Source organism: Streptomyces sp. NPDC057743, assembly GCF_042798755.1.
Classification (GTDB): domain Bacteria; phylum Actinomycetota; class Actinomycetes; order Streptomycetales; family Streptomycetaceae; genus Streptomyces.
On the sequence record NZ_JBHVJX010000024.1, the window covers coordinates 80,123 to 104,383 of the forward strand.

A 24,261-nucleotide genomic window follows, 5' to 3' on the forward strand; every position below is an offset into this window, starting at 1 on the left:
GTGGCCGGGTGACGAGTGGGCGATTTGGCAAAGGCCCGGGGGGTCCGTGTAATGTAGGCGATGCCGCAGCGGGGAGCCGGAAGGAAACCGCAGCGGAGCAAGACCAGCAAGACCTGGGGCTATAGCTCAGTTGGTAGAGCGCCTGCATGGCATGCAGGAGGTCAGGAGTTCAATTCTCCTTAGCTCCACAGAAGACGGAGCGGGTCGTCCACTACGGACGGCCCGCTCTGTCGTGCGTTCAGGGGTGATGCGCCCACGGGTCATGGTGGCCGCGGGTGCGGAAACCGGCGCCCAACTGGTGTGGCGATCGTCCCGAGTTGCCCTGATATTCGATCAACAACGCGCTGAAAACGGCGAGTTGAAGGCTCTTCGGTGACCATTTCGGCCCCGACCTTGCCCTTCCTTGGGCTCTTCTTGGGGATCGCATAACCCTGACATGAACCGTTCACCGAAAGAGTGGCGAACCGCGTGAGCGTCACATCCGACGCATTCACCGCTGATGGGTGGCGCGCACCGGCGCACCAGTGCGGCGTCACCACGCAGCGCACCGCATCGCCACAGCAGGGGGTTACATGAGAGCAAGCCGTACCAGATCTCCGCGCGTCCGGGCCGGTCTGGCCCTGGCAGCGGCACTGCCGATGGTCGCCGGAGCGCTCACGCTCGGCGCCCCGGCCGCCGACGCCGCGGGCCACGACGGGGGCCGGCACGCGCTTCTGGGCACCAAGCCGCAGTGGGCCACCGAGCGGGCCGACCAGGGTGCCACCGCCGGCTCCGCCAAGGTCTCCGCCCGGGTCTACCTGGCCGGCAGCGACGCCAAGGGCCTCGCGGCCTACGCCAAGGCCGTCTCCGACCCGCACTCCGCCGCGTACGGGAAGTACCTGAGCCCCGCCCAGGTGCGCGCCCGTTATGGCGCCACGCAGGACCAGATAGCCAGGGTGACCGGCTGGCTCAAGAAGTCCGGCCTGACGGTCACCGGCACCGCCAACCGGTACGTCACGGTCACCGGCGACGCGGCCGCCGCCGAGCGGGCCTTCGCCACCGACCTGCACAACTACCGCAAGGGCGGCCACACTTACCACGCGCCGTCCGCCACCGCCTCCGCGCCCGCCTCCGTGGCCGACGCGGTCCTGACGGTCACCGGCCTGGACAACGCGCCCAAGTTCGCCCGGCACCACACCACCGAACTGCCGCCGCCCTCCCCGGTCTTCCGCAACTCCGGGCCGTTCTCCACCTACTACGGCTCCCGTACGGACAAGAACCTGCCGTCGGCCTACGGGGGCAAGGCGCCGTACGCGATCAAGGGCTATACGGGCAAGCAACTGCGCGCCGCCTACGGGGCGAAGAACTGGACCGGCAAGGGCGTCACCGTCGCGATCACCGACGCCTACGCCTCGCCGACCATTGCCAAGGACGCGGACACCTACGCCGCCCGCAACGGCGACGCCCGTTACCGCAAGGGCCAGCTCTCCCAGGTCCTGCCGAAGGACTACACGCACATCAAGGACTGCGGCGCGGCCGGCTGGTACGGGGAGGAGACCCTCGACGTCGAGGCCGTCCACGCGGTCGCCCCCGCCGCGGACGTCGTCTACGTCGGCGCGGCCTCCTGCCAGGACGACGACCTGCTGGACTCGCTCGGCAGGGTCGTCGACGGGCGGCTGGCCGACATCGTCTCCAACTCCTGGGGCGACATCGAGGCCAACGAGACCCCCGACGTGGCCGCCGCCTACGACCAGCTCTTCCAACAGGGCGCGGTCGAGGGCATCGGCTTCTACTTCTCCTCCGGCGACAACGGTGACGAGGTCGCCAACACCGGCACCAAGCAGGTGGACACCCCCGCCAACTCCGCCTGGGTGACCGCGGTCGGCGGCACCTCCCTGGCCGTCGGCAAGGGCAACAGCTACCAGTGGGAGACCGGCTGGGGCACCCAGAAGGCGGTGCTCTCCAAGGACGGCAACGACTGGACCGACTTCCCCGGCGCCTTCAACGGGGGCGCCGGCGGCGGCACCAGCAAGACCGTCGCGCAGCCCTTCTACCAGCGGGGCATCGTCCCGGACGCGCTGTCCAAGGCCAACGGCGGCGACGCCAAGCGCACCGTCCCGGACATCTCGGCCGTCGCCGACCCCAACACCGGCTTCCTGGTCGGCCAGACCCAGACCCTGCCCAACGGCAAGCTGGGCTACGAGGAGTACCGCATCGGCGGCACCTCCCTGGCCGCGCCGGTGATCGCCGGCGTCCAGGCGCTGGCCCAGCAGGCCCGGCACGGCATCGCCATCGGCTTCGCCAACCCCGCCATCTACCAGCGCTACGGCACCGCCGCCCTGCACGACGTCACCGACCACCCGCTGGGTGCCGGCCGCGACCTGGCGGTCGTCCGGGTCGACTTCGCCAACGGCATCGACGCCAGCAAGGGCACCATCGTCTCGCTCCGCAGCCTGGGCAAGGACAGCTCGCTGCACGCCACCGTCGGCTACGACGACGTCACCGGCGTCGGCAGCCCGGCCGCCGGCTACGTGAGCTCCTACCGCCCCTGACGCGGGGTGCCGCACCCGTGCCGTCCGCAACGGGGCCCATGAGCCCATGGGCGCCGCGGTAGGCCGTAAGTGACGGGCGGGGCCCGCTCCCGGGGGGAATCCCGGCAGCGGGCCCCGTGTGCCCTGCGGTACCCTGACGCCATGTGTGCCGTACGCCTTCTGCTTAGCGGGCCGCGCTGATCAGTCCCGACCGGGCCCTTCGCTGTGGCCGCCCGGGTCGGAATCGGCGCGGCGTCCCCTCCTGAGCGAGGGGCATTTTTGTTTCCGCGGAAGCCGCAGAAACCGTGCCCGCAGCAGCCGCAGGCAGAGACGATCGATGGAGCTTTGAGGACGATGAGCGAGACGACTACCGCTGCCGAGGTGGCAGCGCCGCACCGCTACACGGCCGCGCTGGCCGCCGACATCGAGGCACGCTGGCAGGACTTCTGGGAGGCAGAGGGGACCTACGAGGCCCCGAACCCGGTCGGAGAACTGGCCGGCGACGCCGAAGCGGCGGCCCGTCCCAAGAAGTTCATCATGGACATGTTCCCGTACCCCTCCGGTGCGGGGCTGCACGTCGGCCACCCCCTGGGCTTCATCGCCACCGACGTCTACGCCCGTTACCACCGCATGACGGGCCACAACGTCCTGCACACCCTGGGCTTCGACGCCTTCGGCCTGCCCGCCGAGCAGTACGCCGTGCAGACCGGCACCCACCCGCGGGTCTCCACCGAGGCCAACATCGTCAACATGCGGCGCCAGCTGCGCCGCCTGGGCCTGGGCCACGACCAGCGCCGCTCGATCGAGACCATCGACCCGGCGTACTACAAGTGGACCCAGTGGATCTTCCTGCAGATCTTCAACTCCTGGTACGACCCGGAGGCCGACAAGGCGCGGCCGATCGACACCCTGGTCGCCCAGTTCGAGGCCGGCACCCGGCCCACCCCCGACGGGCGGCCCTGGAGCGCGCTGAGCGCCCTGGAGCGGGCCGAGATCCTGGGCGAGTACCGCCTGGCCTACGCCTCGGACGCCCCGGTCAACTGGTGCCCCGGACTGGGCACGGTGCTGGCCAATGAGGAGGTCACCGCCGAGGGCCGCTCCGAGCGCGGCAACTACCCGGTCTTCAAGGCCAAGCTGCGCCAGTGGAACATGCGCATCACCGCCTACGCGGACCGGCTGCTGCGCGACCTGGACGCGCTGGACTGGCCGGAGGCCATCAAGCTCCAGCAGCGCAACTGGATCGGTCGCTCCGAGGGCGCCCGCGTCGACTTCCCGGTCGGCGACGCCCACAAGATCACGGTCTTCACCACCCGCCAGGACACCCTGTTCGGCGCGACCTACATGGTCCTGGCCCCCGAGCACCCGCTGATCGCCGGCAACGGCGGCGACTCGATCGTCCCCGACGCCTGGCCCGAGGGCACCCACGACGTGTGGACCGGCGGCCACGCCACCCCCGCCGAGGCCGTCGCCGCCTACCGCAAGCAGGCCGCCGCCAAGTCGGACGTCGAGCGGCAGGCCGAGGCCAAGGACAAGACCGGCGTCTTCACCGGCGTCTACGCCACCAACCCGGTCAGCGGCGAGCAGGTCCCGGTCTTCATCGCCGACTACGTGCTGATGGGCTACGGCACCGGCGCCATCATGGCCGTCCCGGCACACGACAGCCGCGACTTCGCCTTCGCCCGCGCCTTCGAACTGCCCATGCGCTGCGTCGTCGAGCCGACCGACGGCCGCAGCACCGACCCGGCCACCTGGGACGAGGCGTTCGCCGCCTACGAGGCGAAGCTGGTCAACTCCTCCGGCGACACCGTCTCGTTGGACGGCCTGGGCGTCACCGAGGCCAAGGCGAAGATCACCGAGTGGCTGGCCGCCAACGGCATCGGCGAGGGCACCGTCAACTACCGCCTGCGCGACTGGCTGTTCAGCCGCCAGCGCTACTGGGGCGAGCCGTTCCCGATCGTCTACGACGAGGACGGCGTGGCGCACGCGCTGCCCGAGTCGATGCTGCCGCTGGAACTGCCCGAGGTCGACGACTACTCGCCGCGCACCTTCGACCCGGACGACGCCGACACCCAGCCCGAGACCCCGCTGTCCCGTAATGACGAGTGGGTCAACGTCGAGCTGGACCTGGGCGACGGGCGCGGGGTGCGGCGCTTCCGGCGCGAGACCAACACCATGCCCAACTGGGCCGGTTCGTGCTGGTACGAGCTGCGCTACCTGGACCCGAAGAACGACGACGCGCTGGTCGACCCGGCCGTCGAGCAGTACTGGATGGGTCCGCGCGAGGGCCAGCCGCACGGCGGCGTCGACCTGTACGTGGGCGGCGCCGAGCACGCGGTGCTGCACCTGCTGTACGCCCGCTTCTGGTCCAAGGTGCTGCACGACCTGGGGCACGTCTCGTCCGTCGAGCCGTTCCACAAGCTGTACAACCAGGGCATGATCCAGGCGTACGTCTACCGGGACACCCGCGGCATCGCCGTCCCGGCGGCGGAGGTCGAGGAACACGACGGCGGCGTCTTCTACTACGAGGGCGGCAAGGTCTCCCGGCTGCTGGGCAAGATGGGCAAGTCCCTGAAGAACGCGGTCACGCCGGACGAGATCTGCGCCGAGTACGGCGCGGACACCCTGCGCCTGTACGAGATGGCGATGGGCCCGCTGGACGTGTCGCGCCCGTGGGACACCCGGGCCGTCGTGGGCCAGTACCGCCTGCTGCAGCGGCTGTGGCGCAACGTGGTGGACGAGGCGACCGGCGAGGTCACGGTCGTCGACACCGAGCCGGACGAGGCCACCCTGCGGGCCCTGCACAAGGCGATCGACGGCGTCACCCAGGACATGGCGAACCTGCGCTTCAACACCGCCATCGCCAAGATCACCGAGCTGAACAACCACCTGACCAAGGTGGGCGGCCCGGTTTCGCGCACCGTGGCGGAGCGGCTGGTGCTGCTGGTCGCCCCGCTGGCGCCGCACATCGCCGAGGAGCTGTGGCGCAAGCTGGGGCACACCGAGTCCGTGGTGCACGCCGACTTCCCGGTCGCGGACCCGGCGTACGTCGTGGACGAGACGGTGACCTGCGTCGTCCAGATCAAGGGCAAGGTCAAGGCCCGCCTGGAGGTCGCGCCGGCGATCTCCGACGCGGACCTGGAGGCGGCGGCGCTGGCCGAGCCGGCGGTCGTCGCGGCACTGGGCGGCGCGGGCATCCGGAAGGTCATCGTCCGCGCCCCGAAGCTGGTGAACATCGTGCCTGCGTGAAGGGGCTGATCGGCGCCGGTCCTGCGGGATGGGGCTGGTGAGCCGCGGTCTCGCGTGAGGGGACGTTCCTGCCGGGTGGGTGGGGGCGTCCCCTTGGCGTTGAGTGGCGATGGGCGCTGATCGTAGAGGTGGGGTGTCCGGCCGCTGGGGTGTGATGGCGCCGTGCCTGACCTGGCCTTTTGTGGGGGCGAGGGGTGCGCGGGGGCGGTGTTCCGTGAGCGTATAGGTGGTTTCCCCTACGGGCAGGTTGGGGGTTCGTTTGGAACCCGTGACCAGCCCGACGCGTTTACCGTGGAGGTACGGGCGTCGGCGTGGAGCCGGCGCCGCCGACACCTCAGGGGAGTGCCCATGGAAGCTGCCGTCGCCGTCTTCGGGTTGCTCTTCGTGCTGTTCGTGGTCGCCGGGGTGTTCGTCACGGTCAAGGCGGTGCAGGCGGCGAAGCGCGGGGTGGACCGCAAGGTCGCCCAGGCCCGGCGGACGGTCGAGGACACCACGCTGCGGGCCCGGCAGTTCACCCAGCCCGGAGTGGTCGGCGAACTGGCCCAGCTGCGGCTCACGTTGCGCACGTCCATGCGCGCCACCCAGGAAGTCCTGCGGGCCGGCTCCGCCGACGATGCCTCGCTCGCCGAGGCGGTCCGGCTCTTCGAGCAACTCTCGGCGCATGGGCGGGAGTTGGATGATGAGCTCCGCCGGCTGGAGCGCGAGCCCAGCAAGCCGACCATTGCCGCCCGCCTCCCCGAGCTCCGGGAGCGCCTGGAGAGGATCACGCACTCCGCGGAGTCGCTGCGTTGGGCCGCCCGCGACCGGGCCCGTAAGTTCGCCGAGGACGATCTGGCCGCGTTGAGCGACCAGATCGACATGGAGGCGGGGGCCCTGCGGCACTGGACGGATGGCGCGGTGGGAGGGGACCCGCAGCAGCGTGGGGTGGATGGACGGCCGGCGGCGGGTTCGCGGCCCGGGACGGGATCTGCGGCGGCCGGGGCCGGGGCTGGTACGGGGTCCGGTTTCGGTGCTGCCCCTGCGTCGGGTGGCGAGGGCTATTCCTGGGGCCCGTTGGAGGAAGAGGCTCCGGCGATCACCGCCCGGGATCCGCGTACTCGGCCGACGTTTTCGTGGGAGAAGACCTCGCAGCGGGAGACGCCCCGAGGCCGGCCGGAAGGCAGTGGCGGTATAGCCGGGTAAGTGCGTCCCGTCCGCTCGTCGTGAAGCCCCTCCTCGGATTCTGATGCGAGATGCGAATGCGAGATGTTGAGGTGTGAGGTGGGGGCGGCGAGCGGGGCGAGGCGGTGGTGGTGGCGGTGGGTGGGCTTGGGGGGGGGAAGCCCCGAGACCGTCCGCACACGACAGGCGCAGCCCGCCCCCTTCCGCCCCGACTGGCCGTGACCTGGGCGGACTTGGCACAGGCTTGGCGAAACCTGGAAGATCTTCGGTAGGGGCCCGCACTGTCGGGCGCCTGCGTCCCCGGATAACCTCCCAGTCATGTCCCGCCATGTCGCGATCGTCACCGATTCCACGGCCTACCTGCCGCGCGCGGCCGTCGAACGCCACCGCATCACGGCCGTGCCGCTGACCGTCGTCCTGGGGGACCGGGCCCTGGAAGAGGGCACCGAGATCTCCGCGAGATCCCTTGCCCAAGCGCTCCAGAAGCGCCGGCCCGTCACGACCTCCCGGCCGAGCCCCACCGTATTTGCGGAAACGTATCGCGCCCTCGCCGAGGCCGGAGCGAGCAGCATCGTTTCGCTTCACCTCTCGTCGGAGTTCTCCGGCACGTACGACGCGGCGGTGCTGGCGGCGAAGGACGCCCCGGTGCCGGTACGGGTCGTGGACACCGGGATGGTGGCGATGGCCCTCGGATTCTGCGCGCTCGCCGCCGCGGAGGCGGTGGACGCCGGTGGTGACGCCGACGATGCGGTGGCCGCCGCCGAGAAGCGCGCCTCGGGCACCTCCGCCTACTTCTATGTCGACACCCTCGACTACCTACGGCGCGGCGGCCGGATCGGCGCGACGCAGGCGTTGCTCGGCTCGGCGCTCGCCGTCAAGCCGATCCTTCAACTCGCCGACGGGCGCATCGAACTGCTGGAGAAGGTCCGCACGGCCTCCAAGGCCATCGCGCGCCTGGAGGAGATCGCCGTTGAGGGGGCGGGGGAGGGCCAGGTGGAGATCGCGGTCCATCACCTCGCGGCGGCGGAGCGGGCCGATGCGTTGGCGGAACGGCTCCGCGAACGGGTGCCGGGGCTGAACGAGTTGCACGTGAGCGAGGTCGGCGCGGTGATCGGCGCGCACACCGGGCCGGGGCTGCTGGGGGTCGTGGTCTCGCCGAGGTGAGAGTGACGCTCGGGGTCTCGGGGCGTCGGGGCCCCGGGGCGTGAGGGCGCGGTGGGCGTCGGTTGCGGGGCGGCCCGCTTGGCGCCGACGTGACGCCGTGGCTCGCGACGTCCGTGCGACGCTGGCGTGATGGTCGTGCGGCTGGTGTTGAGGGTGCGGCGATTCTTGGCTCGGGGTGCCCATGTGGGTGACGGAGTTATCCACAACTCCCCCCTTATCCACGGTATTTGACGCGGATCGGCGAGATTCGCGCGAAGTGCTTACCGTCGGGTTCATGAACACTTTTCGCACGGCTTCGTTGCCGGATTCAACGTCAGTGTCGGTATCGGTTTCCGCACCCGAGCCCTTGACCGGGGCGTCCCTCCCGCTGTCCTCCGGGGCGTCGACCGCTCTTGTGCCGTCCGCGCGATGGGGGAGAAGGGAGCGGGAGCGAGTTCGGGAGTGGAAGCGCGAGCGGATGCGGGCTCGGGCCGCGGTGATCTTTGGTGCCGTCCCTCAGGGCGGTGGAGTGGCGGCAGGGAGTGGTGAGGAGGGCGAGAGCGGCAGTGGTCTGAGGAAGGCGGGGCGCGCGGAGTCCGGTGCGAGAGCTGACGGCGGTGTGGGAGTCGACGTCGGTGTGGGAGCCGGTGCTGCTGTGGGGGCTGATGCCCTTGGTGCGCATGGTCTCGGCGGTGGCCATGGTCGGTCCGACTCGGGTGCGGAAGTGCCGCACCCGCATCGTGCTCCGCCGCCCCGTGAGCACGATCCCCCGGGTGCCCGCAGGGCGGAGCGTTGGTGGCCGGCGGTGCGTGAACGGCTGCCGCTGTGGCTCCAGTTACGGTGCGGCACGGACCCGAAGGCGCTGGTGGCGCTGGTTCTGGTGCTCCTGGTGGGCGTGGGTTTCGCGGTCCAGCACTTCTGGGCGGCGAGCCCGGAGTCGGTGCGTGCGCCGAGTGCCGAGGGGGCGGTTGCGGTGCCGGGCAGAGGCGGTCGCTCGCCGGCTCCGTCGGGGCCGGCGGCGGACGCCGCGTCCTCCGGTGCGGCCACGGGCGGGCCGTCGGCCGGGGCCGGCCGGGTGTTGGTCGTGGACGTCGTGGGGAAGGTTCGGCGGCCGGGCATCCAACGGTTGCCGGCGGGCTCGCGGGTGACCGATGCGTTGGAGGCCGCGGGCGGGGTGGTGAACGGGACGGACCTCCGGGGGCTCAACCGGGCGCGGCTGCTGACCGACGGCGAGCAGATCGCGGTTGGGGTGGCGGGTGCGGGCGCAGGGGCCGGCGCGACCGGGAGTGGCGGAGTGGCTGGTGCGGGAGGTGGTGCAGGGAGTTCGGGGAGTGGTGCATCGGGCCTGGCGAGCGGGCCGGTGAGCCTCAATTCGGCGACGGAGCAGCAGCTTGACGCCTTGCCTGGAGTGGGCCCGGTACTGGCCCGCCACATCATCGAATTCCGCACCCGGCACGGCGGGTTCACGTCGGTGGACCAGCTCCGTCAGGTGGCCGGCATCGGCGAGCGGCGCCTTGCCGATCTGCGTTCCTTGGTTACGCCATGACGTCGGCAGGGGAGGAAACCACCTCGACTCGTCACGCCGTGGCGTCGACGGATGGCGGGGCGGCGAAGGGCGCCCTGGTGGGGAGCGCCGCGGGAGAGGGCACGGCGGATACCTCACGGAGTGCGCCCGCTGATCTGCGGCTCGTCGGCCCCGCGTTGGCGGCATGGGCGGCGGCAGCGGTGGCGTTGGGCGCGCCGGGCGGCGTGGTGGCCGTGGGGTGTGCGGTGGCCGTGGTGCTCGCGGTGTTCGCGCTCTGGTGGGCCGGGGCGTTGCCGTCGTTGGCGGAGTGGTCCGGTGCCTCGGCGCGGTCGATTGTTTCGGCAGGGGGGCGCGCTTCGGGCGGCGGTGTGGGGGCCACCGGCCCTGCTGGTCCGGTCAGTTCGGCCGGTTCAATTGGTCTGAGGGGGGCAGCGGGTTTCGCCGATTCCGCCGATTCCGCCGGTAGCGCCGATACCGGCGATTCGACCGCGTTCGGTGCGTCTGCCCGTTCTCGTGTCGCAGGTGCCGACGGCGGGGGTGGGGGCCGTGGCGGTCCGGTGCTCGGTCGGTTCGCGCGAGGGCGTGGGGCAAGACGCGGACGCGCCGCGGGGGCGCTCGTGGCGTTGGCTGCGGTGTTGCTGTGCGCCGCGGCGGGGGCCGCGTCCGCGGCGTTGCATGCCGCGGACGTGCGGCGCGGGCCGCTGCCCGCCTGGGCGCAGCGGTACGCCCAGCTCACGGTGGAACTGGAGTTGACCGGAGATCCCCGGTTGACCCGGTCCAAGGTGCGGGGGTCGCAACGGACCCCGCCGGCACTGGTGTTCACCGCCGACGCCGTTCGCATCACGGCCCCGGACGGGACGGTCACCGACTCTCACACCCCCGTACTCGCGGTCGTGCAGCAGCACGAAACGAAGGGCACGAAGGGCGCGAAGCGCACGAGAGGTCTTCGGGAGGAGGTGGGGGAAGCGGGAGAGGGGCGGCTCGCTGATGGAGACGAGGGCGAAGGCGAGGCTGGGTTGGCGCCGGAGTGGCGGAAGTTGCTGCCGTCGACTCGGGTCCGGGTGACGGCGCGTGCCGCGCCGGCGCTGATGGCGGCGGAGCGGACGGCCGCCGTGCTGCGGGTGACCGCCGTCGGCCCGCCGGTCGTTGTGGCGCCACCGTCCGCCCTCCAGCGACTCGCCGGGAAACTGCGCGCCGGGCTGCGCGAGGCGACCGACGGACTGCGCCCGGACGCCCGCGCGCTGCTGCCCGGCCTCGTCGTGGGCGACGTCTCACGGGTGCCGGCCGACCTCGACGACGCCTTCCGCGCCACCGATCTGACGCATCTGCTCGCCGTCTCCGGCAGCAACCTGACCATCGTGCTCACCGTGCTGATCGGCCCACCGCACCTCGCCGGCCAGGCCGAACGGCGCGGGTTGGCACGCCGGTTGAGGCTCTCGCTGCGTGGCACCGCGCTGGTCGGCGGCGCCCTCGCGCTCGGCTTCGTCGTGGTGTGCCGCCCGGACCCCAGCGTGCTGCGGGCCGCCGCCTGCGGGCTGATCACCCTGCTCGCCATCGGCACCGGCCGCCGGCGCACGCTGCTTCCCGCGCTCGCCGCCGCCGTCCTGCTCCTGATCCTCTACGACCCGTGGCTGGCCCGGCGTTACGGGTTTCTGCTCTCCGTCCTGGCGACGGGTGCCCTGCTCCTGCTCGCTCCCCGCTGGAGCGCCGCCCTCCAGCGTCGCCGGGTGCCGTCCCGGCTCGCCGAGGTGATCGCTGCCGCGGCCGCCGCCCAGGCGGTCTGCGCGCCGGTCATCGTGGTGATCGCGGCGCGGGTGGGCCTGGTCGGCGTGCCCTGCAACCTGCTCGCCGAACTGGCCGTGACGCCCGCGACGATCCTGGGTTTCGCGGCGCTCGCGGTGGCTCCGGTGGCCCTGCCGGTCGCCAAGTTGCTGGCGTGGTGCGCGGGTTGGCCGGCCGAGTGGATCGCCGGTGTCGCCCGTACGGGGGCGGCGCTGCCGGGCGCGGAGGTCGAGTGGACGGGCGGCTGGACGGGCGGGCTGACGCTCGCCGGCGTCACCGTGGTGCTGTTGGCGGTCGGCCGGCGGGTGTTGCGCCGCCGTTGGCTGAGTGTGCTGTGCGCGCTGGCCGTGGTCCTGGCGGTGTTCCGCCCCACGCCGTTGACGCGGGTGCTGACCGGCTGGCCGCCGCCGGACTGGCGGGTGGTGGCGTGCAATGTGGGGCAGGGTGACGGGTTGGTGCTGGCGGCCGGCGACGGTACGGCGCTGGTGGTGGACGCCGGGCCCGAGCCCCGCGCCATCGACCGTTGTCTGACCGAGCTGGGTGTCCGCCGGATCCCGTTACTCGTTCTCACGCATTTTCACGCGGATCACGTGGACGGTCTGCCCGGGGTGCTGCGCGGGCGTTCGGTCGGGGCGATCGAGACCACGACGCTCCAAGCGCCCTATAGCCAGGCGAAGTTCGTGCGGGGCCTCGCGGCCGAGGCCAAGGTCCCCGTCATCCGTGCGGCGCCGGGGGAGCGGCGCCATCTGGGGGCGCTTACGTGGGAAGTCCTCTGGCCGACCGCCCCGTTGGCGCCGAGGCCGGGCGTGGACGGGCCGGAACCGTCGCCGCCCGACGCCGGCGAGTTCTCCGGGCCCAACGATGCGAGCGTCACCCTGCTGGTCCGGACGGGCGGACTGACCGTCCTGCTGCTGGGCGATCTCGAACCGCCGGCTCAGCAGGCGTTGTTGGCCGCCCACCCGGAGCTGGCCGCCGTCGACGTCCTGAAGGTGGCGCACCATGGTTCCGCCTATCAGGACCCCGAGTTGATGCAGCGCCTGATACCGCGCCTGGCGCTCGTCTCCTGCGGCGCCGGCAACCCGTACGGGCATCCCGCACCGCGCACCATCGCGGCGTTGCGGGCCCGGGGCACCCTGGTGCTGCGTACCGACACCGACGGCGCCATCGCGGTGGTCGGCACCCCTGGAAAGCTGTCCGCGGTGGTCGGCGGCCGCCGACCCAGGGGGCGCTCCGAAGGCGGAGGCGGAGGCGGGACCGGATATCGACCTGGATACCGATCCAGACGTCGCCCCAGGAGCCGGCCCAACAGCCGTTCCAGGTGCCGGTTGAGACATCGGTCCGGGCGTCGGTCAGGACGTCGGTACAGAAGCCGGTGCGGCCGATGCGTGCAGCAGAGACGACTGATGCAGCAGAGAGGATTGACGCAGCAGAGACGACCGACGCATCACAGATGACTGTTGCCACGACCGGTTGAACCTGGGCCATGCACCAGCGACGACGACCAGCGCACCAGCGACGATCAGTGCAATCGCGACAGCCGTTGCAACGGCGACGGTTGATGCCACGGCGAATTGTTGGAGCAGAGACGATGGAGAGACGACACAGGGAGAGGACGCAGATCTGATGGACGAGGCCACCGCGGATGCTTACCTTCGGCGGATATCCGCCGACCGGCCGGGCGCACCCGGCGATGAGGCGCTGCGCGCGTTGCACCTGAGCCATCTGCGGGCCGTGCCGTTCGAGAACCTCGCCATTCACTTGGAAGAGGAGATCGTGCTCGCGGAGCAGTCGCTGCTGGACAAGATCGTCGGGGCCCGCCGCGGCGGGTTCTGTTACGAGCTCAACGGCGCGTTCGCGGCGCTGCTCCGGGCCTTGGGGTATGAGGTCGAGCTGCTCTCGGCGCGGGTGTTCGGGCCCGAGGGGATCGGGATTCCCTACGACCACCTGGCGCTGCGGGTCCGCACGTCCAGCGGGTCCTGGCTCGCGGACGTCGGATTCGGGCGGCACAGCCACTACCCGCTGCGGCTGGACAGTGATGCGGAGCAGGCGGACCCCGGCGGGCGCTTCCGCATAGTGGAGACCAGGGAGGGGGACCTCGACGTCTACCGGGACGGGGAGCCGCAGTACAGGCTGGAGCAACGCCCGCGTGAGCTCGCGGACTTCGAGGCCGGCTGCTGGTGGCAGCGGACGTCGCCGAAGTCGCATTTCAGGCGGTCGCTGGTCTGCTCGCGGCTCACGGAGACCGGCCGGGTGACGCTCTCCGGGCGCACGTTGGTGCTCACCGGTGCCGAGGGCGCCCGGGAGGAGCGCGAGCTGGCGGCGGCGGAGGTCCTGCCGGCCTACCGCAGCCATTTCGGCATCGTGTTGGACCGGGAGCCGGCCCTCGTCCAGGAGGAGCGCGCGGGGGAGGAGGACGAGCGGAGGGGCTGAACCCACTTTGGCGCCTCCGGCTCTGATGCCTCCGGTCCCGGTGCCTCCCGTCCTGGCGTCTCCCGCGTTACTCGGTCTCGCGCCAGCCGTCGTACTCCCCGGCGAGGGCGGCCAGGCCGGCCGCGTCGTAGGAGGAGTCGGGGTCCTCGACCACGACCAGCCACTGCGCGTCCTCGGCGTCGTCCTCGCCGGCCAGGGCGTCCCGTACGAGCTGGGGTTCTTCGGTGACGCCGAAGCGTTCCGTCAGGGCCTCGGCCACTTCCTCGGCGGCGTCGCGGTCGGGGAGGACGAGGACGTGGCGTCCGTGGTGGGTGTCGTTCACCGGTCCATTGTCGGTCAGGGGCGAGCGACTGAGCACCGGGGGCGGGTGCCCGGGGCCCGGTGCGGGCGGGGTTGTCAGTGGGGCGTGGGATGCTGGACGCGATGGCCAGGAAGACAGCTAACGACGACCCGCTCGCCCCCGTCACGATCGCGGTGGGGCAGGAGGAGCTGCTGCTCGACCGCGCGGTGCAGCAGGTGGTGGCCGCTGCCCGGGCGGCCGACGCGGACACCGATGTGCGCGACCTCACCCCCGACCAGCTGCAGCCCGGCACCCTCGCCGAGCTGACCAGCCCCTCGCTCTTCGCCGAGCGCAAGGTCGTGGTGGTGCGCGCCTCCCAGGACCTGTCGGCGGACACCGTCAAGGACGTGAAGGCGTACCTCGGCTCGCCCGCCGAGGAGATCACCCTGGTGCTGCTGCATGCCGGAGGCGCCAAGGGCAAGGGGCTGTTGGACGCGGCCCGTAAGGCGGGGGCACGCGAAGTGGCCTGCCCCAAGATGACCAAGCCCGCGGACCGCCTGTCCTTCGTCCGCGGCGAGTTCCGGGCGTCCGGCCGCTCGGCCACGCCGGAAGCCTGCCAGGCGCTGGTGGACGCCATCGGCAGCGATCTGCGCGAGCTGGCGTCCGCGTGCGCGCAGTTGGCAGCCGACGTCGAGGGCACGATCGACGACGCCGTGGTCGCGCGCTACTACACCGGCCGCGCGGAGGCGTCCAGCTTCACCGTCGCCGACCGTGCGGTCGAAGGGCGGGCCGCCGAGGCGTTGGAGGCGCTGCGCTGGGCGATCGCGACCGGCGTCGCCCCCGTCATGATCACCAGCGCGTTGGCGCAGGGCGTCCGGTCCATCGGCAAGCTGGCCTCCGCCCCGCGCGGCGCCCGCCCCGGCGACCTCGCCCGCGAACTGGGCATGCCGCCCTGGAAGATCGACCGGGTCCGGCAGCAGATGCGCGGTTGGTCCGCGGACGGCGTGGCGACGGCGTTGCGCGCGGTGGCCGAGGCCGACGCGGGGGTCAAGGGCGGTGGGGACGACCCCGAATACGCCCTGGAGAAGGCCGTGGTGGCGATCGCGCGGGCGGCCCGCTCGCGGCGGTAGCGGCGGTGTTGGCGCGCCCGCCGAGGTGACGAGCCCGACGAGGTGGCGAGCCGGCGGCGCGGGCGGCGCGGCGGTGGCGAGGTGCGCTGGCATCGCGGAGCCAGCGCACCAACACGGCAGCCGACCGGGTCGACCGGTCGACCGGGTCGATCAACCGCCCCGGTCAATCAGCCGGTCAGTCAATCGGCGAAGTCCGGCGCCAGCCACCGCAGTTCAGCCGAGGCACTACCGCAGCACAGCCCTCACCCGAGCCGAGCCCCTCACCCGGCCCGTTTCCGCCGCCCCGCACCGCAGTTCGGCGCGGCCGGGCGCGACACCGCACCCCGGTACTCGCCCCGGCACCGCACCCGTCGGCGCCCCGTCCCGGTCACTCGACGCTCCAAGCCGACGCTCTAATCCAAGCCGACGTCCCAAGCTGACGTACCAACCCAGCGCCCCAATCCGGCGCCCCAATCCGGCGCCCCAATCCGGCGCCCCAATCCGGGGGTTCAGCGTTGTAGCTGCTTGAGGGTTTCCTTCGTGCCGGTTTCCAGCATCGTGGCGATCTCGGCCGGCGTCGGCGGTTTGGTGCCGCTACTGCTCGGCGTATAGCTGGACCAGGTCGACTGGTACGTCATCCAGCCGTCGCGGACGGCGAGGATCACGTAGGAGTTGTTGTTGCTGCCGGGGACGCCGTTGCGGGTGATGAGGTACGCCTCGTCGCCGATGCCGGACACGGGCTCGACCTTGTACGTGACCGAGGTCTGCTGCTTCTCGTAGGAGCGGTAGATGTCGGCGAACTCCGGGGCCGGGTCGGCCTTTTTGTGCAGGGTGGCGGAGTTGTAGACCCAGGTCGAGGCGTAGCCGGCGGTGGGGCCGGCGTTGTCCGCGGTGAGGGAGACGTTGCACCACATCGAGTCCATGGAGGTCATCCGGGCCCCGCTGTGCTGCGGGTTCGGCGGGGACGACGGGCTCGGTGCGCCGGGCGTACCCGAACCCGAGCCGGTGCCGCTGCCGGGGCTCGGTTTCGCCTTGTACCCGGCGCCCTCGAACGGGGTGAGGGAGGTCGCGGCGCACAGGTCGGACCGGTAGGCGTAGCCCTTGAGTTGGGGGGCGGGCTCCGAAGAGAACGCGCCGGTGGCGAACAGCACGGACGCCCCGATCGCGGTGGCGGCCACTGCGCCGCCGACGGCCCACAGCCAGCCGGAGGCGGAGGCGGAGGCAGCGGTGCCCTGACGGGGCGCCTCGATGCCGGGGACGGCGCCGGGGAGCGGGCCAGGGGCAACGCCAGGCCCCCCGCCGGGCGGCGACCCGTAGGCCGCACCCGGTACGCCTGGTACACCTGGTACCCCCGAGGTGTCTGGCGTCGGATAGCCGTAGCCGCCCGGTACTTGGGGCGGCGGCGCGGGTGGCGCTCCCGGGGGCGGACCCTGGGGGCCCTGCGGACCCTGCGGGAGCGGTTGGGCGTAGGGGTTCTGCTGGGCGGGCACCGGCGGTTGCGGTGCGGGCGGCGGGCCGTAGGCGGGAGGCTGTGGCGCCGGGAAGGGATCGTTCTGGTCCCCCGTATTGGACATGGCGGCAGCGTAGCGGACAACTCCGGCATTGGCCCCGGCCCATAGCGGCCCGCCGCCCCACGGCCGACAGCTCAGCGCCCCGCGCTCTCCCCCGCCTCCCCGCGTGCCCCACCCACGACAAGCACCCCGCTACGTAGCGAGCACCCCGCTACGTACCAATCCCCCAACACGTAACGACCGCCTCATCGCACAACGATCGCCTCAACACAGAACGACCAACTCACCAAGCAACGAAAGCCCCATCACCCACCAGAACCCCCCCAGCCCCCAACCCGACTCACCCCGACGAAAACCCGACGAAAACCCGACGAAAACCCGACGACAACCCAACCAAACCCCAACGAAAAACCCCGCCGGCCCAAAAGGCACTGGCGGGGTCTTCCCGTCCACACACCGTGGATCTCTGTGGATGTCTGCGGATCTCCCTGGAGCTCCACGGATCTCCGTGAATCCCACGGCGTGTGGATCTAGTTATGGGTTTATGGGTGGCGCTCAGCGGATTGGATTCCGCGGAGAGCCTGGGCGCCGCACCCGCGTGGCGAACGCAGGCCGCGTGCGGCGCGGTGGTGCACCGGCAGGGAGCGGTGAGAGGGGCCGCTGGATCCCTGAACGGCAGGGGTGACCGCGACGAGCGCGGTCGGGTGGAGGTCAGCCCTTGAGGGCGGCGACCTTCTTGGCCAGCGCCGACTTCTTGTTGGCGGCGTTGTTCTTGTGCAGCACACCCTTGCTGACGGCCTTGTCGAGCTTCTGGGCCGCCAGGGCCTGCGCGGCGGTGGCCTTCTCCAGGTCACCGGCCTCGATGGCCTCGCGGGTGCGACGGATCGCGGTCTTCAGCGAGGACTTGACAGCCTTGTTGCGCTGACGAGCCTTCTCGTTGGTCTTGATCCGCTTCATCTGGGACTTGATGTTCGCCACGAAAGAGCCTTTTCAGGTTCGTTGGAGTTTCGAGTTGCGCCTCGCACGAGAGAGGGCACGAAGCGCAGTGGACCAGGCTACCAGCAGGGTTTACGCGCGCCCAAACCGGGCTACGGGCCGGCCCTCGTCCCGCCCGTCCCGGATGCCCGAACCGCCCCACCCCCGGCGCTCATGGGACGATGGGGGGAGACCTCACAAGACCGAGTCCCGCCTACCCGCGTTCACTGAATGGACCCTGCGTGCCCGCGACCCCTACGAACGTGCCGGAGCCGAGCCGTACCGACCCGGCGCTCCTCCGTAACTTCTGCATCATCGCGCACATCGACCACGGCAAGTCGACGCTCGCCGACCGGATGCTCCAGCTCACCGGCGTCGTCGACCAGCGGCAGATGCGCGCGCAGTATCTCGACCGCATGGACATCGAGCGCGAGCGCGGCATCACGATCAAGTCCCAGGCGGTCAGGCTGCCGTGGGCGCCCTCCGAGGGCGAAGGAAGTGGCGCGACCCACATCCTGAACATGATCGACACCCCGGGCCACGTCGACTTCACCTACGAGGTCTCCCGGTCCCTCGCCGCGTGCGAGGGCTGCATCCTCCTCGTCGACGCCGCCCAGGGCATCGAGGCCCAGACCCTCGCCAACCTCTACCTGGCGATGGAGCACGACCTCACGATCATCCCCGTCCTCAACAAGATCGACCTGCCGGCCGCGCAGCCCGAGAAGTTCGCCGCCGAGCTGGCGAACCTCGTCGGCTGCGAGCCCGAGGACGTCCTGAAGGTCTCCGCCAAGACCGGCGTCGGCGTGCCCGAGCTGCTGGACCGCGTCGTCCGCGAGGTGCCGTCCCCGGTCGGCGTCAAGGACGCCCCCGCCCGCGCGATGATCTTCGACTCGGTCTACGACGCGTACCGCGGCGTCGTGACGTACGTGAAGGTCGTCGACGGCACGCTCAGCAAGCGTGAGCGGATCAAGATGATGTCCACCGGCGCCGCGCACGAGCTGCTGGAGATCGGGACGAACTCGCCGGAGATGAAGTCGGCCGACGGCCTGTCCGTCGGCGAGGTCGGCTATCTGATCACCGGCGTGAAGGACGTCCGGCAGTCCAAGGTCGGCGACACGATCACCCAGCTCACCAAGGGTGCCGAGGAGCCGCTGGGCGGCTACAAGGACCCCAAGCCGATGGTGTTCTCCGGGCTGTACCCGCTCGACGGCTCGGACTACCCCGAGCTGCGCGACGCCCTGGACAAGCTCCAGCTCAACGACGCCGCGCTGGTCTACGAGCCGGAGACCTCGGCGGCCCTGGGCTTCGGTTTCCGCGTCGGCTTCCTGGGCCTGCTGCACCTGGAGGTCATCCGGGAGCGTCTGGAGCGGGAGTTCGGGCTCGACCTGATCGCCACCGCGCCCAACGTGATCTACCGGGTGCTGATGGAGGACGGGACGGAGCACACCGTCACCAACCCCAGCGAGTTCCCGGTCGGCAAGATCGACACGGTGCACGAGCCGGTGGTCCGGGCCACGATCCTGGCGCCCAGCGAGTTCATCGGCGCGATCATGGAGCTGTGCCAGAACCGCCGCGGCTCGCTGCTGGGCATGGACTACCTCTCCGAGGACCGGGTCGAGATCCGCTACACCCTGCCGCTCGCCGAGGTCGTCTTCGACTTCTTCGACCAGCTCAAGTCCAAGACCCGCGGCTACGCCTCGCTGGACTACGAGCCCACCGGCGAGCAGACGGCCGACCTGGTCAAGGTCGACATCCTGCTGCACGGCGACAAGGTCGACGCGTTCTCCGCGATCACGCACAAGGACAAGGCGTACGCGTACGGCGTGCGGCTGGTGGCCAAGCTGCGCGAGCTGATCCCGCGGCAGAGCTTCGAGGTGCCGATCCAGGCCGCCATCGGCAGCCGGGTCATCGCCCGTGAGACGGTCCGCGCCATCCGCAAGGACGTCCTCGCCAAGTGCTACGGCGGTGACATCTCCCGTAAGCGGAAGCTGCTGGAGAAGCAGAAGGAAGGCAAGAAGCGGATGAAGATGGTCGGCAGCGTGGAGGTCCCGCAGGAGGCCTTCATCGCGGTGCTGTCCTCGGACTCCGACGGCGACGCGAAGAAGAAGTAGCGGAGCGGCAGGACGAAGAAGCGGAAGAAGTAGCCCCAAACGGGGCGTAGTTGGGCGTGGTGGGCGCTGCGCCCGCTCGCGGGGCGTCGGTTCCTTGACGGGAGCCGGCGCCCCGTCGTCGTTCCTGGTCGGCCCGCCGGTCAAGCGTGTGTCATGTGCACCTTTCGTGCGGGTCACATCGTGAACCAGTCGGGTGCAGACCCTTACGTGGCAGCGTCACGGGCTCTACTCTGATCACTGCTCAAAGGTTACTCGCGAGTCACCAGCAACGAAGCGGGCCCCGGAGGACGCCGTGACCGACACTCACACGCTGATCGACAACCGGCCGCCTTCGGTGGCGACCCTCTTCCTGGAGCGGGTCGCGGCCACCCCGGATACCGAGGCATACCGCTATCCCGTCCCGCCGGCCTCAGGCACCGGACCGGACGACTGGAAGACGCTGACCTGGGCCCAGGCCGCCGAGCGGGTCCTCGCCGCGGCCGCCGGGCTGATCTCGCTCGGCATCCGCCCCGAGGAGCGGGTGGCGCTGGCCGCCAACACCCGCGTCGAGTGGATCCTCGCCGACCTCGGCGTGCTCTGCTCCGGCGCCGCCACCACCACCGTCTACCCCTCCACCAACGCCGACGAGACCGCCTTCATCCTGGCCGACTCCGGCAGCCGGGTGCTGATCGCGGAGAACGCCGCACAGCTCGCCAAGGCCCGCGCCAAACGCGCCGAACTCCCCGAGCTGGCCCACGTCGTGGTCATCGACGAGACCGACGCCCAGCTGGCCGAGGACGACCCCGAGGGGTGGGTGCTCTCCCTCGCCGAACTGGAGAAGCGCGGCACCGCCTACCTGGAGCAGCACCCGGAGTGCGTCAAGGAACGGGTCGCCGCGCTCCGCGCCGACCAACTGGCCACCCTGATCTACACCTCCGGCACCACCGGCCGCCCCAAGGGCGTCCGGCTGGCGCACGACTGCTGGGCGTACATGGCCCGCGCCCTCCAGGCCACCGGGCTGATCACCGCGGACGACGAGCAGTACCTCTGGCTGCCGCTGGCGCACGTCTTCGGGAAGGTGCTGACCGCCGGGCAGATCTCCGTCGGCCACGTGATCGCGGTGGACGGCCGGGTCGACAAGATCATCGAGAACCTTCCGGTGGTCCGGCCCACCTACATGGCCGCCGTCCCGCGGATCTTCGAGAAGGTCTACAACGGCGTCGCGGCCAAGGCCCGGGAGGGCGGCGCCGCCAAGTACAAGATCTTCCAGTGGGCGGCCGAGGTGGCCCGGGAGTACGCCAAGACCTCCCAGGAGAACTTCCGCCACACCGGCAACGCCTCGGTGCCGTTCACGCTCGCCGCCAAGCACAAGGTCGCCGACGCCCTCGTCTTCGCCAAGCTGCGCGAGGCGTTCGGCGGCCGGCTGCGCGCCGCGATCTCCGGCTCCGCCGCCCTCGCCCCGGACATCGGCTACTTCTTCTCCGGCGCCGGCATCCACATCCTGGAGGGCTACGGCCTGACGGAGTCCAGCGCCGCCAGCTTCGTCAACCCCGGCGAGGCGTACCGCACCGGCACCGTCGGCAAGCCGATGCCCGGCACCGAGGTGCGGATCGCCGAGGACGGCGAGATCCTGCTGCGCGGCCCCGGCATCATGCAGGGCTACCACGGCCTGCCCGACAAGACCGCCGAAGTGCTGGAGGAGGACGGCTGGTTCCACACCGGCGACATCGGCGAGCTGTCCGCCGACGGCTACCTGCGGATCACCGACCGCAAGAAGGACCTCATCAAGACCTCCGGCGGCAAGTACATCGCCCCCGCCGAGGTGGAGGGCCAGTTCAAGGCCGTCTGTCCGTTCGTCTCCAACGTGGTGGTGCACGGCGCCAACCGGAACTTCTGCACCGCCCTGATCGCCCTGGACGAGCCGACCATCCTCACCTGGGCCAAGGAGCACGGCCTGGGCGGCAAGAGCTACGCCGAGGTCGTCGCCACCGACCAGGTCCGCGCGCTGATCGACGGCTACGTGGAGCGCGTCAACGAGGGGCTCCAGAGGTGGCAGCAGATCCGCAAGTTCCGGCTGCTGCCGCGCGATCTGGACATCGAGCACGGGGAGATCACCCCCAGCCTCAAGATCAAACGGCCGGTGGTGGAGCGGGCGTTCAAGGACCTGCTCGACGAGATGTACGCCGGCGCGCGGGAGGCGTAATCGGGAGGGCGCGATGCGGGCGCACGCTCCGGCGGGCCCGCACCGCGCCCCGTTCGCCGCCGGCCCCTGGGAGGCTCAGCGGGCCGGTCTCGTCCCGCGTCAGCCACGTCACCGCCTCTGACCACGCACTTCCGTGACTCACCGCTTATGCGTGCGCTCGTTCTGTCACCCTGGCGGGAGGCGCATCCGGCGCCGCTGGGGAACCGCTCGGGAGTTGCTCAATGAGGATGACAACTACGGCCGGACGGAACGACATCGCAGGGCCCGCCGCCCGCACCCTGCGCGCCACGCTGCCCGGGGACCCGCGGGCCGCGGCGGCCGCGCGGCAGTTCGTCCGGGCCGCCTTCGCGCAGTGGCGCGCGCGGGGGCTGCCCGGCGCCGACCGCCTCACCGAACGGCTGGCGGACGAAACGGTGCTGCTGGTCAGCGAGTTGGTGACCAACGCGGTGGTGCACGCGGGCACCACCGTCGAACTCCTCTGCCGGCTCGACCCCGCCGAGGAGCCGCTGCCGCACCCCGACGACGCCCCGGACGCCGCCACCGAGGAGCCGCCCCGCCCCGGACTGGTCATCGAGGTCTCCGACCGACACCCCACCCAGCCCGTACGGGCCCGCGAGGACACCGGCGCCCCCGAAGGCGGCGGCCACGGGCTCCGGTTGATCAGCGCGGTCGCCGAAGCCTGGGGCGTCACCTACCGGCGGGCGATGAAGACGGTGTGGTTCCGACTGCCGGTCGGCGCCCCCGACGCCAGCTGGCCGGAACCGGACACCGTCGACGACGCCTGCGACGCCTACGCCACCGCGGACGCCCACGACGACCGGGCGTTCCGGCGCGCCCTGCGGACCTCCGAACTCCTCGCCCCGGTGCCGCGCCGCCCCGCCCCGCCCGAGGACCGCCCGGCACCCGGCCGCGGGGGCGTCGACAGCGGCGCGCTCTCCTTCCTCGCGGAGGCGTCCGACCTGCTCTCCGGGCAGCTCGACGCCGACCAAGTCGCCTCGCTGGCCGCCCAGTTGATCGTCCCACGGCTCGCCGACTGGTGCGCGGTGTGGCTGCACGACGGCGACGGCGGCGCCCCCGGCCGCGGCCTCACCGAGGACGGCGAGGCGCCGCGGCTCGCCCGCGTCTGGCACATGTACGAGTGCCGGATCGACGCGCTGCGCACCGCGCTGGAGAAGGAGCCGCCGGGCCTGGAGACCGACGCCACCGCCGGCAACCGGCCGGTGCCGGTGCCCTGGCCGGACGAGCCGGTCGGCGACGGGGAGTTCGGCGGCGCGGCACTGGCCTGCCCGCTGGTCACCGGCGGCCGGCGGCTGGGCACCGTACTGCTCGGGCGGGCCGGGCTGCGGCGGTTCCCCGGCGAGGTGGCGGCGCTGATCGAGGACCTGTGCCGGCGGGCCGCCCGCGCGGTCGCCACCGCCCGCGCCTACAGCCGCCAGGAACGCATCAGCCGGGTCCTCCAGCGCCGGCTGCTGCCGCAGGGCCGGGCCCGGGTCCCCGGAGTGGCGTCGGCGGTCGTCTACGAGCCGCGCGAGGGCGCCTGGGCCGGCGGGGACTTCTGGGACCTCTTCGACGCCGGCGACGGCCGCTGGTGCTTCGCCCTCGGCGACGTCTGCGGCAGCGGCCCGGAGGCGGCCGCGGTCACCGGACTCGCCCGCCCCGTACTGCGGCTGCTGGCCCGCGACGGCTTCGGCGTCTCCGAGGTCCTCGACCGGCTCAACAAGACCATGGCCAGGGAAGCCTCGGACTCCGTCGCGGCCGTCGCGGCGGCGGTGGCGGCGGCCGGCGCGGGCGCGGAGTCCCCCGTGGAGATCCGCGAGGAGGGCGAACAGGCCCGCTTCCTCTCGCTCCTCTACGGCGAGATCGTCCCGTACGGGGGCGGCGCCGGCGGCGCCCGCTGCACCCTGGCCAGCGCCGGCCATCCGCTCCCGTTGGTGCTGGGCACCGACGGCGCGGTCCGGGTCGTCGCGGCGCCGCAGATGCTGCTGGGCGTCGTCGAGGAGGCGGTCTACGTCAGCGAGTCCTTTGATCTGCGCCCCGGGGAGACGCTGCTGTGCGTCACCGACGGGGTGACCGAGCGGCGCTGCGGCCGGCGGCTCTTCGACGACGAGGACGGTCTGGCCGGCGCGCTCGCCGCGACCGCGGGACGCAGCGCCGAGGCCATCGCCGAACACATCCGCCGCACCGTCCATGCCTTCGGACCGACCCCGCCCGACGACGACCTGGCCCTGATGGTCCTCCAGGCGGCGGGTGGGGGTGGGCGCCCCTAGGGGGCGGCCCTAAGGGATGGGCCCCCTAG

General features: G+C 71.8%; 14 protein-coding genes and 1 tRNA gene. 12 read left to right on the top strand and 3 right to left on the bottom strand.

All coding sequences use genetic code 11. The features are described from left to right. Window positions 1–115: 115 nt before the first annotated feature. From ACFVFQ_RS26110 to ACFVFQ_RS26145, 8 genes are all read left to right on the top strand, one after another. Window positions 116–188: transfer RNA gene (locus ACFVFQ_RS26110), tRNA-Ala, on the top strand. Window positions 189–572: 384 nt separating this feature from the next. Next, the gene (locus ACFVFQ_RS26115; protein ID WP_383420215.1) at window positions 573–2,531 is read left to right on the top strand and encodes a protease pro-enzyme activation domain-containing protein; all 1,959 of its coding nucleotides are present in this window, start codon (window positions 573–575) and stop codon (window positions 2,529–2,531) included. Window positions 2,532–2,864: 333 nt separating this feature from the next. After that, a complete protein-coding gene (locus ACFVFQ_RS26120) occupies window positions 2,865–5,756 on the top strand; it encodes a leucine--tRNA ligase (RefSeq protein ID WP_383420217.1) in 2,892 nt (963 codons plus the stop codon). 348 nt (window positions 5,757–6,104) lie between these two features. After that, the gene (locus ACFVFQ_RS26125) at window positions 6,105–6,938 is read left to right on the top strand and encodes a hypothetical protein (protein WP_383420219.1); all 834 of its coding nucleotides are present in this window, start codon (window positions 6,105–6,107) and stop codon (window positions 6,936–6,938) included. 297 nt (window positions 6,939–7,235) lie between these two features. Next, the gene (locus ACFVFQ_RS26130) at window positions 7,236–8,081 is read left to right on the top strand and encodes a DegV family protein (RefSeq protein ID WP_383420221.1); all 846 of its coding nucleotides are present in this window, start codon (window positions 7,236–7,238) and stop codon (window positions 8,079–8,081) included. 784 nt (window positions 8,082–8,865) lie between these two features. After that, entirely contained in the window at window positions 8,866–9,606 is a 741-nt protein-coding gene (locus tag ACFVFQ_RS26135) for a helix-hairpin-helix domain-containing protein (RefSeq protein ID WP_383420223.1), read from the top strand. 536 nt (window positions 9,607–10,142) lie between these two features. Further along, the gene (locus tag ACFVFQ_RS26140; protein WP_383420225.1) at window positions 10,143–12,821 is read left to right on the top strand and encodes a ComEC/Rec2 family competence protein; all 2,679 of its coding nucleotides are present in this window, start codon (window positions 10,143–10,145) and stop codon (window positions 12,819–12,821) included. Between the two features lie 169 nt (window positions 12,822–12,990). Then, window positions 12,991–13,797: an arylamine N-acetyltransferase gene (locus ACFVFQ_RS26145; RefSeq protein ID WP_383420227.1), complete on the top strand. Its 807-nt coding sequence runs from the start codon at window positions 12,991–12,993 to the stop codon at window positions 13,795–13,797. A gap of 67 nt (window positions 13,798–13,864) precedes the next feature. Here the strand turns inward: ACFVFQ_RS26145 and ACFVFQ_RS26150 are convergent, their stop codons facing one another. Next, window positions 13,865–14,119, bottom strand: coding sequence for a hypothetical protein (locus tag ACFVFQ_RS26150; protein WP_383420229.1), 255 nt, complete (start codon window positions 14,117–14,119; stop codon window positions 13,865–13,867). Between the two features lie 101 nt (window positions 14,120–14,220). Here ACFVFQ_RS26150 and holA point away from each other — a divergent pair, with 101 nt between their 5' ends. Continuing rightward, a complete protein-coding gene (gene holA / locus ACFVFQ_RS26155) occupies window positions 14,221–15,207 on the top strand; it encodes a DNA polymerase III subunit delta (RefSeq protein ID WP_383420231.1) in 987 nt (328 codons plus the stop codon). Window positions 15,208–15,695: 488 nt separating this feature from the next. Here the strand turns inward: holA and ACFVFQ_RS26160 are convergent, their stop codons facing one another. Together ACFVFQ_RS26160 and rpsT are read right to left on the bottom strand one after the other, a co-directional pair. Further along, window positions 15,696–16,760, bottom strand: coding sequence for a hypothetical protein (locus tag ACFVFQ_RS26160; RefSeq protein WP_383420233.1), 1,065 nt, complete (start codon window positions 16,758–16,760; stop codon window positions 15,696–15,698). 648 nt (window positions 16,761–17,408) lie between these two features. Beyond that, window positions 17,409–17,675, bottom strand: coding sequence for a 30S ribosomal protein S20 (gene rpsT / locus ACFVFQ_RS26165; protein ID WP_274915753.1), 267 nt, complete (start codon window positions 17,673–17,675; stop codon window positions 17,409–17,411). Between the two features lie 239 nt (window positions 17,676–17,914). Between rpsT and lepA the strand changes: the two genes are divergently transcribed. From lepA to ACFVFQ_RS26180, 3 genes are all read left to right on the top strand, one after another. Further along, window positions 17,915–19,783, top strand: coding sequence for a translation elongation factor 4 (gene lepA, locus ACFVFQ_RS26170; RefSeq protein WP_383420235.1), 1,869 nt, complete (start codon window positions 17,915–17,917; stop codon window positions 19,781–19,783). A gap of 292 nt (window positions 19,784–20,075) precedes the next feature. Then, window positions 20,076–21,965, top strand: a complete 1,890-nt coding sequence (locus ACFVFQ_RS26175) for an AMP-dependent synthetase/ligase (RefSeq protein ID WP_383420237.1) — start codon at window positions 20,076–20,078, stop codon at window positions 21,963–21,965. Window positions 21,966–22,192: 227 nt separating this feature from the next. Next, window positions 22,193–24,232, top strand: a complete 2,040-nt coding sequence (locus ACFVFQ_RS26180; RefSeq protein WP_383420275.1) for a SpoIIE family protein phosphatase — start codon at window positions 22,193–22,195, stop codon at window positions 24,230–24,232. Window positions 24,233–24,261 lie beyond the last annotated feature (29 nt).

What these genes read in the sequence shown, in the direction of transcription:
- ACFVFQ_RS26120 (WP_383420217.1), top strand. Translation starts at nt 2,865, where the DNA reads ATGAGCGAGACGACTACCGCTGCCGAGGTGGCAGCGCCGCACCGCTAC.
- ACFVFQ_RS26160 (WP_383420233.1), bottom strand. Translation starts at nt 16,760, where the DNA reads ATGTCCAATACGGGGGACCAGAACGATCCCTTCCCGGCGCCACAGCCT.
- ACFVFQ_RS26180 (WP_383420275.1), top strand. Translation starts at nt 22,193, where the DNA reads ATGACAACTACGGCCGGACGGAACGACATCGCAGGGCCCGCCGCCCGC.
- ACFVFQ_RS26115 (WP_383420215.1), top strand. Translation starts at nt 573, where the DNA reads ATGAGAGCAAGCCGTACCAGATCTCCGCGCGTCCGGGCCGGTCTGGCC.
- ACFVFQ_RS26125 (WP_383420219.1), top strand. Translation starts at nt 6,105, where the DNA reads ATGGAAGCTGCCGTCGCCGTCTTCGGGTTGCTCTTCGTGCTGTTCGTG.
- ACFVFQ_RS26145 (WP_383420227.1), top strand. Translation starts at nt 12,991, where the DNA reads ATGGACGAGGCCACCGCGGATGCTTACCTTCGGCGGATATCCGCCGAC.
- holA (WP_383420231.1), top strand. Translation starts at nt 14,221, where the DNA reads ATGGCCAGGAAGACAGCTAACGACGACCCGCTCGCCCCCGTCACGATC.
- ACFVFQ_RS26130 (WP_383420221.1), top strand. Translation starts at nt 7,236, where the DNA reads ATGTCCCGCCATGTCGCGATCGTCACCGATTCCACGGCCTACCTGCCG.